Origin of the sequence: Mycobacterium sp. B14F4 (assembly GCF_039871645.1) — a bacterium.
Taxonomy (GTDB): Bacteria; Actinomycetota; Actinomycetes; order Mycobacteriales; family Mycobacteriaceae; genus Mycobacterium.
In genome coordinates, this window is record NZ_JBDPMF010000001.1 from 258436 (window position 1) to 271968 (window position 13533).

Annotated in this window: 16 protein-coding genes; 9 read left to right on the forward strand and 7 right to left on the reverse strand. The window is 68.0% G+C overall.

Translation table 11 applies throughout. The features are described from left to right. Positions 1 to 73 precede the first annotated feature (73 nt). The 4 genes from ABGB19_RS01270 (at position 74) to ABGB19_RS01285 (ending at position 3081) form a co-directional block, all read left to right on the forward strand. On the forward strand, positions 74 to 346 hold the full coding sequence (locus tag ABGB19_RS01270) for a DUF1918 domain-containing protein (protein WP_347683168.1): 273 nt from the start codon (positions 74 to 76) through the stop codon (positions 344 to 346). Further along, complete coding sequence (locus ABGB19_RS01275; RefSeq protein ID WP_347683170.1) at positions 343 to 1218, forward strand: universal stress protein; 876 nt, start codon at positions 343 to 345, stop codon at positions 1216 to 1218. The genes ABGB19_RS01270 and ABGB19_RS01275 overlap by 4 nt, the downstream gene beginning before the upstream one ends. Before the next feature lie 28 nt (positions 1219 to 1246). Then, on the forward strand, positions 1247 to 2203 hold the full coding sequence (locus tag ABGB19_RS01280) for an alpha/beta fold hydrolase (RefSeq protein ID WP_347683172.1): 957 nt from the start codon (positions 1247 to 1249) through the stop codon (positions 2201 to 2203). 74 nt (positions 2204 to 2277) lie between these two features. Beyond that, positions 2278 to 3081, forward strand: a complete 804-nt coding sequence (locus tag ABGB19_RS01285) for an HPF/RaiA family ribosome-associated protein (RefSeq protein ID WP_347683174.1) — start codon at positions 2278 to 2280, stop codon at positions 3079 to 3081. A 35-nt stretch (positions 3082 to 3116) separates the two neighbouring features. Here ABGB19_RS01285 and ABGB19_RS01290 read toward each other — a convergent pair whose 3' ends face one another. After that, on the reverse strand, positions 3117 to 4532 hold the full coding sequence (locus ABGB19_RS01290) for a wax ester/triacylglycerol synthase family O-acyltransferase (protein ID WP_347683176.1): 1416 nt from the start codon (positions 4530 to 4532) through the stop codon (positions 3117 to 3119). An 8-nt stretch (positions 4533 to 4540) separates the two neighbouring features. Beyond that, positions 4541 to 5797 carry a hypothetical protein gene (locus ABGB19_RS01295; protein WP_347683178.1) on the reverse strand — a complete coding sequence of 419 codons (1257 nt, stop codon included), beginning with the start codon at positions 5795 to 5797 and terminating at the stop codon, positions 4541 to 4543. Positions 5798 to 5957: 160 nt separating this feature from the next. Here ABGB19_RS01295 and ABGB19_RS01300 point away from each other — a divergent pair, with 160 nt between their 5' ends. After that, positions 5958 to 6848 carry a universal stress protein gene (locus ABGB19_RS01300; protein WP_347683180.1) on the forward strand — a complete coding sequence of 297 codons (891 nt, stop codon included), beginning with the start codon at positions 5958 to 5960 and terminating at the stop codon, positions 6846 to 6848. 37 nt (positions 6849 to 6885) lie between these two features. Here the strand turns inward: ABGB19_RS01300 and ABGB19_RS01305 are convergent, their stop codons facing one another. The 4 genes from ABGB19_RS01305 to ABGB19_RS01320 all read right to left on the reverse strand — a co-directional run bounded on the left by ABGB19_RS01305 (position 6886) and on the right by ABGB19_RS01320 (position 10889). After that, complete coding sequence (locus ABGB19_RS01305) at positions 6886 to 7764, reverse strand: universal stress protein (RefSeq protein WP_347683182.1); 879 nt, start codon at positions 7762 to 7764, stop codon at positions 6886 to 6888. 29 nt (positions 7765 to 7793) lie between these two features. Next, entirely contained in the window at positions 7794 to 8669 is an 876-nt protein-coding gene (locus ABGB19_RS01310) for a universal stress protein (protein WP_347683184.1), read from the reverse strand. 434 nt (positions 8670 to 9103) lie between these two features. Continuing rightward, a complete protein-coding gene (trxA, locus tag ABGB19_RS01315) occupies positions 9104 to 9478 on the reverse strand; it encodes a thioredoxin (RefSeq protein ID WP_347683186.1) in 375 nt (124 codons plus the stop codon). Positions 9479 to 9506: 28 nt separating this feature from the next. Then, entirely contained in the window at positions 9507 to 10889 is a 1383-nt protein-coding gene (locus ABGB19_RS01320) for a rhodanese-like domain-containing protein (protein WP_347683188.1), read from the reverse strand. A gap of 173 nt (positions 10890 to 11062) precedes the next feature. Here ABGB19_RS01320 and ABGB19_RS01325 point away from each other — a divergent pair, with 173 nt between their 5' ends. The 4 genes from ABGB19_RS01325 to ABGB19_RS01340 are packed head-to-tail and all read left to right on the forward strand — an operon-like array spanning position 11063 to position 13277. Further along, positions 11063 to 11671, forward strand: coding sequence for a rhodanese-like domain-containing protein (locus ABGB19_RS01325; protein WP_347683190.1), 609 nt, complete (start codon positions 11063 to 11065; stop codon positions 11669 to 11671). Next, entirely contained in the window at positions 11668 to 12543 is an 876-nt protein-coding gene (locus ABGB19_RS01330; protein ID WP_347683192.1) for a sulfite exporter TauE/SafE family protein, read from the forward strand. Before ABGB19_RS01325 ends, ABGB19_RS01330 begins: the two co-directional genes overlap by 4 nt. Positions 12544 to 12594: 51 nt before the next feature. Further along, a complete protein-coding gene (locus ABGB19_RS01335) occupies positions 12595 to 12864 on the forward strand; it encodes a metal-sensitive transcriptional regulator (RefSeq protein ID WP_347683196.1) in 270 nt (89 codons plus the stop codon). 20 nt (positions 12865 to 12884) lie between these two features. Continuing rightward, on the forward strand, positions 12885 to 13277 hold the full coding sequence (locus tag ABGB19_RS01340) for a DUF302 domain-containing protein (protein ID WP_347683199.1): 393 nt from the start codon (positions 12885 to 12887) through the stop codon (positions 13275 to 13277). On the opposite strand, the gene ABGB19_RS01345 is transcribed toward ABGB19_RS01340, so the two are convergent. Continuing rightward, a complete protein-coding gene (locus ABGB19_RS01345) occupies positions 13272 to 13529 on the reverse strand; it encodes a phosphopantetheine-binding protein (RefSeq protein WP_347683201.1) in 258 nt (85 codons plus the stop codon). The two genes, ABGB19_RS01340 and ABGB19_RS01345, sit on opposite strands and share 6 nt — an antisense overlap. Between the last annotated feature and the right edge of the window lie 4 nt (positions 13530 to 13533).

Sequence of the window (13533 nt, forward strand, 5' to 3'; positions counted from 1 at the left end):
GCGAGGGCCTGTAGCCCTCGTCGCCGGGGCACGTCCGCGCGCACGATCGCTGACATCAGGAAGGGGTAGGACGATGAAGGCGCAAGTTGGGGATTGGCTGGTGATCAAGGGGCTGACGGTGGATCGACCGGATCAGCGTGGACTCATCACGGAGGTCCACTCGACGGACGGCTCGCCTCCGTACGTGGTGCATTGGCTCGAGAACGACCACATCGCCACCGTCTTCCCGGGCCCGGACGCGATCGTCGTCACCGCCGCCGAGCAGCGTGCCGCTGACGAGCGCGCCGAGCAGCGCATCGCCTCTGCTCAGGCCGACATCGCGCACCGGGACAAAGGCGACGCGTGACCGACCGCCGGCCGATCGTCGTCGGAGCCGATGGGTCGCACTTCGCCGACGCAGCCGTTCGGTGGGCCGCCAGGGACGCCGCGATGCGTGCCACCGAACTGCTGATCGTGCACGCCGTTTCGCCGGTGATGGGAACCTGGCTCGCCACCCCGGTCCCGGCCGACGTGCTCGACTCCCAGCACCGGCTCGGGGCCGACATCCTCCGGGACGCCGCGCAGATGGCACGGCAGGCCGCCGGAGAGAACTTGCCGGTCACCACCCGCGAGCTGTCCTGCGCACCGGCTCCGGCCCTCGTGCAGCTGTCGAAGGACGCGCAGATGGTGGTCGTTGGCAACCGCGGACGGGGCAAGGTCGCGCGCAGCCTGCTCGGTTCGGTGAGCTGGGGACTTGTGCACCACGCGCACTGTCCGGTGGCGGTCATCCGCCCTCCCGAGTCGACGGAGGGTCCGTCGACCGCGCCGACGGCACCCGTGCTGGTGGGTGTCGACTTCTCTGCCGACTCCGATCTGGCCACCGAGTTGGCCTTCGAGGAGGCGTCCCGGCGCGGTGTGCCGCTCGTGGCACTGCACGCGTGGTGGAGTCCGGGCGCATTCGAATTCGCCGGACCGGAGTGGGAGACCATCCGCCTCGAGGTCGAGCAGTCTTTCGCCGAGCGGTTCGCCCCGTGGCAGGAGCGCTATCCGGGCGTGGAGGTGCGCCGCGTGGTCGTCCGCGACGCCCCGGCGCACGAGATCGCGCTCCGCTCGGACGACGCGCAGCTGGTTGTGATCGGCAGCCGGGGGCACGGGGCAATCGCGAGCACCCTGCTCGGCTCGGTGAGCGCCGCCGTGGTCCAGGCCGTTGCGGCCCCGGTCATCGTGGCGCGATCGTGACCGTGTGACCGGCGAGGGGGATGCTGGCATGGAAACGCCGTATGTGACCGAACAGATCTCGTTCCCCTCGGCCGGGTCTGTCATTGCCGGAGTGTTGTACCGGCCGACGTCGACTCCGGCCCCGATGCCGGCTGTCGTTCTCGCGCACGGCTTCTCCGGAACGATGGACTGGATCGTGCCCGATTTCGCCGAGCGGTTCGCCGAGGGTGGTCTGGCCGCACTGGTATTCGACTACCGCCATCTCGGGCTCAGTGGGGGAGAGCCGCGGCAGCTGATCGATTCCCGCCGCCAGGTCGAAGACCTGCGCAATGCCGTGACGTACATGCGCTCCCGGCCGGACATCGACGCGAGCCGTATCGCGTTGTGGGGCACCTCGCTTGGCGGTAGTCATGTTCTCAACGTGGCCGCGGCCGATCCGGCGATCGCCGCGGTGGTCGCGAACGTGCCCGGTTTCGACCTCGTCGTCGGCGTGCGCGGTCGTCACGTGCCTGCGCACATGAAACTGGGCGCGGTGCGCATCGTGGCGGCAACAACGCGGTTACTGGGGGCGGCGGTCGTCGACGCCGCGCGCGGCGCGTTGGGCTTGCGGCCGTTCTACATTCCCGTCTACGGCAAGCTCGGCCGTGCCGTCTTCAGCGATCCGGAATTGGCCGGTCTGTTCGCAGACGTCGAGCGCTACGCGCCCACGTGGCGCAACCGGGTCACGCCGCGGTTCCTGTTCATCGCTCCGCGCTACCGAAGAGGGACGATGGAGCGCCTGGTGCCACCGCTTCTCGTCACGGTCGCCCGCGACGACGATGTCATCTCGACCGCGTTCGTCACGAGAACAGCCGCCAGGGCGCCGCGACACGAGATCCGCGAATACCCGGTCCGGCACTTCGACGTCTACCACGGTGAGGTGCGTGATCGGATCGCCGCCGACCATCTGACGTTCCTGCGGCACCATCTGCGATGTGAGGAGCCGCAGCGATTGATGAGTTCATGACCATCCGGCGCGGCGCGGTGACTGATGACCTAGGACCCTCGCGTAGCCCCGAACAGCTGGCATAGGAACGAGGTATGAGGAATACAACCGAATCAGCGAACCCGATCACCATCGATGTCACCACCCACGGCAGGCTGCCGGGCGCGGCGGACTACGCGCGCGACAAGATCGGCGGATTGATCCGGCTCTCCCACCGCCCGGTGCTGCACGCCCGGGTCCGGCTCACCGAGCACTCCGATCCGGCCGTGCAGCGGCCCGTGATCGCGCAGGCCAATCTCGACGTCAACGGTCGGCTCGTGCGAGCGCAAGTCGAGGGCGTCGACGCGCACGAGGCCATCGACCGGCTCGGCGCTCGGCTGCGGCAGCGGCTCGAGCGCACCGCAGAACACTGGGAGGCGCGGCGGGGCGCACGTCCGGTGGGTGGTCCGCACGAATGGCGCCACCAGTCCGCGCCCAGCCACCGCCCCGGGTACTTCCCCAGGCCGGTCGACGAACGCCGCGTCGTGCGCCACAAGTCCCTCGCCCCACGTGCGTGCTCGGTCGACGAGGCCGCGTACGACATGGAGCTCCTCGACTACGACTTCTACCTGTTCACCGAGGCCGCAACGGGAATCGCGAGCGTTCTGTACCGCGAAGAAGCGGGCGATTATTCTCTCGCACAGGTTGTTCCGCCGTCGAAGGAGCAGCTCGCCCCCTTCGAGCTGCCGGTGACCCTGAGCGACACGTCGGCGCCCTGCATCACCGTGGAGCAGGCGATCGAGCGCCTCGGACTGCTCGGCCTGCCGTTCCTGTTCTTCATCGAGGCGGCCGAGGGCCGGGCCTGCGTGCTCTATCACCGCTACGACGGCCACTACGGTCTGATCAGCCCGGCCGACTGAGTGGCGCAGAGCCAGGCGGCCCCGCGGCGACTTCCCTAGCGGCTGCGGGGCCGCCCCTCTTCAACTTCCCGCAGACACTCCTCGGTCAACGGGACGAGCGCTTCGATGTCGGGTACCGCGTGGCGACCCGCCACATAGCCGAAATGGATGCGGTCGGCATACGAGCACGTCGTGACATTGAGCGCCTGACCGTCGTAGACGGCCGACACCGGCACGATCTCCTCGACATGCGCCCCGTTCCAGTACATCTCGTGCGACGGTCCGGAAATGTGCGACACCGGCAGGTTGTATCCGGTCCGAGGCTTCAGCGGGATCGGCACCACGGGCGACAGCACCGTGGCGGCGATGCTCGTCGCCAACAGCGACATCGACACCGCCGAGCCACGTTCTGCGACACGGTGTTTCCCCTCGGCCATCACCCGGTGGATCAGGTCGAGCCGCTCGTCGGCATCGGCGATGTCGGTACCCAAGGGAACCAGCCACGCCCCGAACTGGTTGCCGGTCGGCTTGTCACCGTCAACACCACGAGGCCGCACCGTGATCGGGCAGATGGCCACCAGTGAGCGTGCCGGCAGTTCGTCGCGTTCCTGCAGCCAGCGACGAAGCACACCACCCACCACCGCGGTGATCACGTCGTTCGTCGTGACACCCGCCGGGTGGTGAACCGCCGAGAAGCGGCCCTTGGGCCAGGTGCCGGAGGCAACGCCCAGACGATGGCCGACTGCGCCGTTGAACCGGGTGCACGGTGCCGACACGGGGAACTGGGTGGTCTTCGTGGCGACGGACCTCAGCAGAGTCGCCGCTTCGGACGTCAGCAGTCGCTCGAGGAACGAAACACTCTGCGCGGCAACGTGTGGCACCGACAGCAGCGACGCCGAAGGGCGGCCGGTGATCGCGTCGGCGGCGGGCGTCGGTGCCCCTGGGACCGGTGAGTCGGCTTCGGCATAGAAGGGTGCCATGGCGCGGCTGTCCGGGTCGGGGCTCAACGCGGCGGTGATCATGTGGATGCCCGCCAGACCGTCCATGAGCGTGTGATGGACCTTCACGTAGACGGCGAACCGCTGATCGTCGAAGCCGTCGATCAGGTAAGACATCCACATCGGCCGTGATCTGTCCAGCGGCTCGGCATGCAATTCACTGATCAACTGCCACAACTGATCCCGGCCCGACCCCGGGGGCAGCGTCTGGCGCCTGCAGTGACGGGCGAGGTCGACGGCTCCGGCCGTCCGCCAGATCCACATGCCGGCCGTCTCGATCCCGCGGTGGGGATGGCGGCGCAGCCGGGAATCGAGTGGAAACCGGCCGGCGAGGTCGGCGCTGTGCAGTTCGTCGAGAAAGTGGGGTCCGGTGTCCGGCGGGCGGGACATGACCAGAACGACGCCGATGTTCAACGGGCTCGCCAGTACTTCGGCGGTCATCATCGCCGCGTCCAACGCCGCGAGCAGCTGCATGGCCGTGCCTAGCCGGTTCGCCCCGCCCGCGTCGGCCCCGTCCCGTCGAGCAGACCGGACTGCGCCAGCGCGGCATCGATGAACTTCTGGACCGGTCGGGACTGGAAGAAGCCGGTGTGCCCGCCTTGGTACCAGACGATCTCGGGCTCGCCCCAATGCTGCCAGAGCCGAATAACCTGTTCGCGGGGATGCACCAGCCGGTCGGCGATCCCGGCGTAGATGAACCGCCCGTGCATCGGCACGCGCGGCGTCATCGACAGCGGGGAGGTCATCCGCCCGAGCGGTCCGGCCAGTTCGACCGCGCGCCGTCGCGGGTCGTCTTCGCCGAGGCCCGAATGGCGGCCAAGGAGGTCGATCAGGTCGACCACCGGAACACCCAGGATGGCGCACGTCAATCCGCTGTCGAGGCTGGCAACCAGTGATGAGACATAGCCACCGAGCGAGATGCTGTACAGGCCGATCGGTGAATCCGGTTGCTGCTTGCGGATCCAGGACAGCAGCCGCCGGATGTCCCACACCGCCTGCGCGGTGGCGTGCACCGCGTCCATGATGTCCTCGTTCGGGAATACCGCTCCCTTCGGCAGCCCTCGTGCTCGCGGGCCGTGCATCGGCAGGACCGGCAGTGCGACGTTGAGCCCGAGATCGTTGTGTAGGTGCCAGGCGCGGAACAGCGTGAGATCGAGTGCGGCCCGACCCATCTCCGCGCCGTGCACGCAGACCAGCCACGGCCGCTCGTGTTCATGTCGCAGCAGCAACGCGTACTCGCGCTCGTTGCCGGTATAGCCGCGCCAGCGTTGTGCCCCCGGTTCGTCGGCTCCCGGGGAGTAGCCGCTGACGAAACTCATCCGCTCGTAGTGCCTGCCGAACGAATTCACCGGATTGACAACCACATCCGTCAGCCGCGGGGGCTTGGCGAAGAACCGTGCCGGATGGTCGAGCCAGCCCTTCGCGCCGTACAGCTCGAGCGCCGCAGCCACTTCGGATTCGATCCGCGCAAACGCGGCAGGGTCGCTAACCGGCCGTCGAGCCTTCAGGCCGAGCAAGGTCACCTCGTCGCGAAAGGCGTGCGCGGCAAGAGCCAGTGATGGCCGTGCCACGGGCAGTTCACGGGGCTCACCGCTGAGGTAGTCACGCCATGACGTCGCGTAATAGCGGCCGGTGCGGGCGATCGGCCCCACCGCGGCGTCCAACGCGCCGGCCGCGGGAATCCGGCGGCGGACCTCGGCTGGTTCGTCGTTCGGGTCGACGCGATTAGTTCCCGCCATGGCCATGACACTAAGAGCCCGGCGACGACGGCCACAGGGGCTTCGTTCATGAGACGTAGGGCCGTTCGGCTTGTGCGGGCCGGGACTTTCGCCTCCTACCGAGCCGGTGTCGTCGCTCTTATCGTCAGCACTGAATACCGTTCCTGCTGGGGAGGTTGTGATGTCCGAGCGTAAGAGACACCGCGGTGTCGTGGTGGGTGCCGACGGCTCGGTGTCGTCGCAGGGTGCCGTCCGATGGGCCGCCCGCGAGGCGAGGCTGCGCGACCTTCCCCTGACGATCGTGCACGCCAACCGCATGTCGGAGATCGCCGCGTCGGTGCTGATGTGGCCGGCGGGACGGGTACCCCAGGAAGTCCTCGAACTGCAGGAGGAGGAGGCGCGAAAGATCGTCGCCGACGCCATCGCGGCGGCCCATGAGTGCGCGGGAGGCAAGGACCGGATCGAGGTCGACAGCGAGGTCTTCCTCGGCGGGCCGGTGCCGACACTGGTCGACCTCTCCAAGGACGCGCAACTCGTCGTCGTCGGCAGCCGCGGGCGAACGGGTCTCAACAGCGCTCTACTGGGTTCGGTCAGTTCCGGCCTGATTCATCATGCGCACTGCCCGGTCGCGGTGATCCACGACGAGGCCGTCCCGTCGGACAAGCTGCCCGTCCTCGTCGGGATCGACGGATCCCGGGCATCGGAGGCGGCGACGGCGATCGCGTTCGACGAAGCGTCCTGGCGCGGTGTCGATTTGATCGCTCTGCATGTCTGGAGTGACGCGGACATGGCGCAGTTCAGCATGGACTGGGAGACCGTGCACACCGCGGCACGCAGGACGCTCGCCGAACGACTGGCCGGCTGGCAGGACCGCTACCCCGACGTCAGGGTGCAGAAGCTGGTCGAGTTCCAGGGCCCCGCCCACCAGCTGCTGGAGCTCTCCAAGCAGGCACAGCTCGTGGTGGTCGGAAGCCATGGCCGCGGCGGCTTCGCCGGAATGCTACTGGGCTCGGTGAGCTCAGCCGTCGTGCAGGCGGCTCGCATCCCGGTGATCGTCGCGCGCCAGAATTGACCGAGCGCGCCGACCGCTACCGCTGCGCCTCGCGGGATCAGGCGCCGGGCTGTCGGTGGCAGAGCATGACCGGAATCGGGCAGTGGTGCAACAGATTCAGGCTCGTGGACCCCAGAAGTGCGCCGGCCAACGCGTTGTGGCTGCGGTTGCCGACGACCACCAGCTGTGCCTCCGCGGCGTGACGTAGCAGAGCCTTGGTCGCGCCTTCGGGTTCGACGAAGTACGTCACCTCCACGTCGGGATAACGCTCGGTCCACGGCTCGAGCACGCTCAGAAGGCCCTGCCATTGCAGGGCTTCCAGGCCGTCCCAGTCCGTCACGTACGCACTGGCCAGACCCGGAGGCGGGCGGAACCGGAACCAGGTGTGCACAGCGTGCACGCCGACCCCGAATCGGCTCGCGAACTCGAAGGCGGCGTCGAACGCGGCCGGCCCGGTGGCCGCATCCTCCACTGCCAGCACCACCGGCCGCCCGGTCGGGGCGTCATCACCGCCGCGCCACACGACGACGGGGCTCGCCGAATGTGCAGCAACGGTTAGAGTTGTCGAGCCGACCAGCATTGCCGCTGCGGCAGAGACCGCCTCCGACCCGAGGACCACCATTCGCGCCGTGCGGCTGCGGTCGGTCAGCAATTGATGCACCGGCACATCGGAGGCAAGCGTCACGACGTTTAGTTCGCCGAACGCCGCCCGCACCTCTTCTTCTGCCGACTCGAGAATCGTTGCGGCGGAGTCGCGATGGTGCGTCACCGCGGCAGACCGGAACGCGGCCGCCGCCTCGGTGAGCTCGCCGAGCGCGCCTGCTCTGCGCGACAGCCCGGTGACCAGCTCCAGCGGAGCGTCGTAGCGCTGCGCCACGGCCGCGGCCCATCTCACGGCCGCGGCCGCTTCGGCACTGCCGTCGACGCCGACAACCACCGGCGATCGTGTGTTCGAGGATGCCGAACTCATCGGGGGCGAACGACTATCACCGGTGCATGAGCGGCCCGTGACACCTTGGCCGCCACAGAACCCAGGACCATGCCTTCGAAACCACCGCGACCGCGACTTCCGACCACCACGAGTTGGGCCTGCTGGGACGCATCGACCAGCCACCGCGCCGGCTGGTCGCACACGATCCGGCGCTGCACGTGCACGTCGGGGTAGCGCTCCTGCCAACCGGCCAGGCGTTCGCCCAGCACCTCGTGGCCCTCGTCCTCGTACTGGTGCCAATCCATTCCGAGGACGGGGAACACGCCGACGTCGCTCCAAGCGTGGAGCGCCACCAGTTCGACCCCCCGCCGAGACGCCTCATCGAACGCGAGTGCCGTCGCCTCCTCAGAAGCGGCTGACCCGTCGATGCCCAGCAGGACCGGGGAAGTTCGATCCGGTGCCTGCTCCCCGTAGCCGTGGACGATCGCGACGGGGCCGTGCCCGTGATGGACCAGGCCGCTGCTGACCGACCCGAGGAAGGCGCGCCCGACGGCGCCCAGGCCGCGGCTGCCGACGACGGTCATGTAAGCGTCGCGCGATCCGGCGACCAATGCCGTCGGCGCGGCGTCGTGGACGACGTCGGTCTTGATCGCGGGTCGTGAGCCGCCCCCGCTCGCCTCGACCGTCTTCTGGGCGTTCTCGAGTACCCCGCGGGCCGCCTCCTCCTGCGAGTTGGCGTAGCTGGCTTCGAGATACGCCACCGGCCAGCTCACCACGACCGGAGCGATGGCGTACAGCAACGTGATCGGTTGTTCGCGCATCAGCGCCTCAGCGGTTGCCCATCGCAGTGCGGCTTCCGACTCCGGCGAGCCGTCGACGCCGACGAGTATTCCGGTGGGAGTGGCAGTCATCTGGCTCTCCTTCGCTACCTGTTCGAGAAGCGACCGTTGATGTATGTGGTCAACACGGCCATCACCGCGATGATAAGCGCGATCGGGACGAGGGCCGTCGGCCAGTCCATCGTGTTCCCCTTCGCCATTGCCTTGTGTGCCGTCCCGACGCTAAGTCGACGAACGCCCCCGCATGCAGGGCCGTTGGTCCCTCGGTGCCATGCCGGTGGTCCCGGGAGCCCGTGACGCACGCGGGTCCTTTGGACTCTGGGCGGGCGTACCGGCTATCAGGGGTGACGCACCCCGGGACGGCCGGGCGGTGCGTTGTGGTGTTGACAGGTGCACCGTTTCGATGCCGGAACGTCCCTCATCACCTCATCGACATGCTGGCCGCACCCGCCCCAACCGGTCTTTTCGCACACCGAGCATCGGACTGGATAACACATCGCGTTTCCTCACGCCCTGGTGGCGCCGGCGTCACGTGAAGCGAGTTGCGCCCGCACGCTGTCCATGTCGAGCGCCTCGACCTGTCGGATGAGATCTGCCAACGCATCCGGCGGCAAGGCACCCGGTTGGTTGAAGACCAGCACACCGTCGCGGAACGCCATGAGCGTGGGAATCGAGCGGATGCCGAAGCCCGCGGCGAGTTCCTGCTCGGCCTCGGTGTCCACCTTGGCGTGAACGATCTCGGGGTGTGCTTGCGCCGATCGGTCGAAGACGGGAGCGAACGCGCGGCACGGGCCGCACCAGGACGCCCAGAAGTCAACGAGCACAATCGAATTGTCGGCGATGGTCGATGCGAAATCGCCCTTGGTCAGGTTCACGGTCATCGTAGTGCTCCCCTCGTTGTTGTGAAGATCAATTGACAGCGGCATGGCTCGAAAGCCAGGCGTTGTATCCGCCGTCCAGGTCCGACACATCCTCGAACCCCTCCGCCCGCAGCAGCGAGGCGGCGACGCTGGACCGCCAGCCGCCGGCGCAGTGCACGACGATCGGCCGGTCGGTCGGCAGTAGGTCGAGCCGGGACCTCAGCTGCGCCAACGGAATGTGGATCGAGCCCGGAATCCGGCCTTGCTCCACCTCGCCGGGATTGCGGATATCGACGAGGATGACGGCATCCTCGGCCAGCAGGCCGTCGAGTTCCCGCACGGTCACCCTCGGCGCGGTGCGCACCAGGTCGGCCAACTCGGCGGGGAACTGCCCGCCTCGGTCCACGCTGAGGTAGCCCAGGGCGTTGTCGGATCCGACTCGGGCGAGCCGCAGCGCCGCCTCCTGCTCCTCGCCGGGGTAGGCGATCAGCGCGATCGTGTCACCGATTCCGGCGACCATGCCGGACGTTTCGGCGAACCGGCCGTCGAAGCCCACGTTGACCGAGCCGCGCAAGTGGCCCGCCGCGAAGTCCTCGATACTGCGGGCATCGAGCACGCGCACGCCGTCGGCGAGAGCCTGACGCATCTGGCCCGCGCTCATCGCGGGGATCGTGCGGCCCTGTTCGAGCAACGGGTGGACCCGCTTGTTCATCGCGGCATCGACGGAGAAGTACGCCGGTGCGGCGGGCTGCCCCTCGGTGACCAGCGCCACGAATGCGTCTTCGCTCATCGGCTGTACCGACGGGTTGGTCCGCCGTTGCTCACCGATCGTGGACGTCAGTTCGGTCGAGAGGTTCTTACCGCAGGACGACCCCGCGCCGTGAGCCGGCATGACGGTCACGTCGTCGGGAAGCTTCAGCAGCTTGTCGTGCACGGAGTGGTACATCGCGCGGGCCAGGTCGGCGGTCGAACTGTCACCGATGTTGACCAGGTCGGGCCGGCCCACGTCGCCGATGAACAGCGAGTCGCCGGTCAGCACCGCCGTCGGCTCGGCGCCCGGATGCGCGCGGACCACGACGCTGATCGACTCCCAGGTGTGCCCCGGGGTGGACAGGATCTCCAGATCGACCTCGCCGAGGGAGATGTGCTCGCCATCGGCCAGTCTGCGGATGGGGTAGTCGGTCTCGGCCGCTTCGCCGAATCCGATCCACGCTCCGGTCGCCTCGACCAACTCCAGGTGCCCGGAGACGAAGTCGGCGTGGAAGTGGGTGTTGATCACGCCTTCGATGGTCAGCCCGTACTTGGCCGCGTCGTCCAGGTATTCGGTGATGTCGCGGCGCGGGTCCACGACGATCGCGCGGCCGGTCGTCTCGTCACCGATCAGGTACGAGGCATGGGACAGGCACTCGATGTAGTACTGCTCGAGGATCATCGGTTTCTCCTTCTCGTTCGCTCCGGGTTCCACCCATTCTGTGGATACCCCGCTGGGTATGTCAAGTACCCCCTGGGGTATTTTATTCCGGTCTTGCCGATACCCCTATGGGTATGTATGGTTACTGGCAGACGATACCCCAGAGGGTATCTAATTCACTGGAGGAGAAAGAGATGACCGCATCAGTGCCCGCCATGATCGACTCCGCTGAGCTGCAGAGCCTGATGGCGTCGGAGACGCCTCCGCGCGTCCTGGACGTCCGTACGCCCGGCGAATTCGAGACCGCTCACATCCCCGGCGCCTACAACGTTCCGCTCGACCTGCTGCGCGAGCACCGCGAAGAGATCCTTGCCCACCTCGATCAGGACGTCGTGCTCGTCTGTCGCTCGGGCCAGCGCGCAGCCCAGGCCGATGAGGCCCTGCGGGCGGCCGGGCTGACCAACGTGCACATCCTCGACGGGGGAGTGACCGCCTGGGAGAGCAAGGGCTTCGTGATGAACCGCGGGCGTGGCCGATGGGACCTGGAACGTCAGGTACGGCTCGTTGCCGGCACTATCGTCGCGCTGAGCGTTCTGATCAGCGCCGTCGTTCCCGGTGTCGAGTGGGTCGCCTTCGCCATCGGTGCGGGACTGGTCTTCGCCGCGGTGTCGAACACCTGCGCGATGGGCATGCTGCTGGCGCGGTTGCCGTTCAACCGCGGCGCAACCTGTGACCTGGGCACGATCGTCGGCCAGCTCGTCGACGCGCCCGCCGTGAGCAGAGGCGCGAGGTCACCGCGATGATCGCGCTGACCATCGGCCTGGCGGTTCTCGTCGGCGTCTCCCTCGGCCTGCTCGGGGGTGGCGGGTCGATTTTGACCGTGCCGCTGCTGGCGTACGTGGCCGGGCTGGACGCCAAGCAGGCCATCGCCACGTCTCTACTGGTGGTGGGGGTGACAAGCGCGGTGGGCGCCATCTCCCACGCCAGGGCCGGTCACGTCCAGTGGCGCACCGGCCTGGTGTTCGGCGCGGCGGGCATGGCCGGCGCCTACGGTGGCGGCCTGGTCGCCAGGTTCATCCCCGGCTCGGTGCTGCTGATCGGCTTCGCGGTGATCATGATCGCGACCGCGGTGGCGATGCTTCGGGGACGCAAAGAACTCGACTCCGACGGAGGCGACCGACCACTGCCCATCGTCAAGATCGTTCTCGAGGGCCTGGTGGTCGGCTTGGTGACCGGGCTGGTCGGCGCCGGTGGCGGCTTTCTGGTGGTGCCCGCGCTGGCGCTCCTGGGCGGCCTGCCGATGCCGCTCGCCGTCGGCACCTCGTTGGTCGTCATCGCGATGAAGTCATTCGCCGGCCTGGCCGGCTACCTGTCGAGCGTGCAGATCGACTGGGCCCTGGCCGGTGCGGTGACGGCCGCCGCGCTCGCCGGAGCGTTGGTGGGCGCGCGGCTCACCTCCCGGGTGAATCCCGACGCGCTGCGCAAGGCGTTCGGCTGGTTCGTGTTGGCCATGTCGTCGGTCATCCTGGCGCAGGAGGTACATCCGGCGCTGGGCGCGGCCGCGGCTGTCGCCACGGTGGTCGCGGGTGCGGTGACGTTCGCGTGCAGTAGGTACGCGAACTGCCCACTGCGGCGTCACACGACACGCGTCGGCGCCGCGGCGGCGCCATCCTGACGGGTGATACCCCCGCGGGTAAACTGTCGATTACTAGGGAAGGAGTTCACCATGGTTGGTGACGAGGACGCCATTGCTGCGGTGCTGAACCGGCTGCGGCGGGCACAGGGACAACTGGCCGGCGTGATCGGCATGATCGAGCAGGGCCGCGACTGCAAGGACGTCGTGACCCAACTCGCCGCGGTGTCGCGGGCGCTGGACCGGGCCGGCTTCAAGATCGTCGCGACGGGTCTGCGCGAATGCGTGACCGGTGACGCCGCCGACGGTCAGAAGCCGATGACCGAAGCGGAACTCGAGAAGCTGTTTCTCGCGCTCGCGTGAGACTGGAGGAAGGGGAGGACATGGGCATGGCACTGTCGACGGTCTTGCAGACCAGCTTCGACGACGCGGTCAAGCGGACGCGGGAAGCACTGGCCGACCAGGGCTTCGGTGTGCTGACCGAGATCGACGTGAAGGCGACGTTGAAGGCGAAGCTGGGTGAGGACATGGAGAACTACCTCATCCTCGGCGCCTGCAATCCGCCGTTGGCACATCGGGCGATCAGCGTGCAGCGGCAGATCGGATTGCTGCTGCCCTGCAACGTCGTGGTGCGCAGCGATCCCGCACGGCGGGACACCGTGCTCGTGGAAGCGATGGATCCGCAGATTCTCGTCGACGTCAGCGGCGAGGCCGAACTCCGTTCCGTGGCGGACGAAGTCGGCGCGAAGCTCAAGGCGGCGATCGACGCGCTATGACGGGGCGCCCGCCCGGGCCTCGACATAACGGACGACGTCATCGAGGGTCCGCAGTGACTGATAGTCGCTCTCCGGGATGTCGACGTTGAACCGCTTGTGGATGCGCTGCAGGAAGTTCAGCCAATCCATGGAGTCGAGGTCGACCTGATCGCGCAGCAGGACGGTGTCCTCGATCTCGTCGGCGTCGACTTCCGGTGCGATCGTCGTCAGTTCCGACAGCACCGCCGTGCGGACATCTTCGGTAGCTGGCATGGCT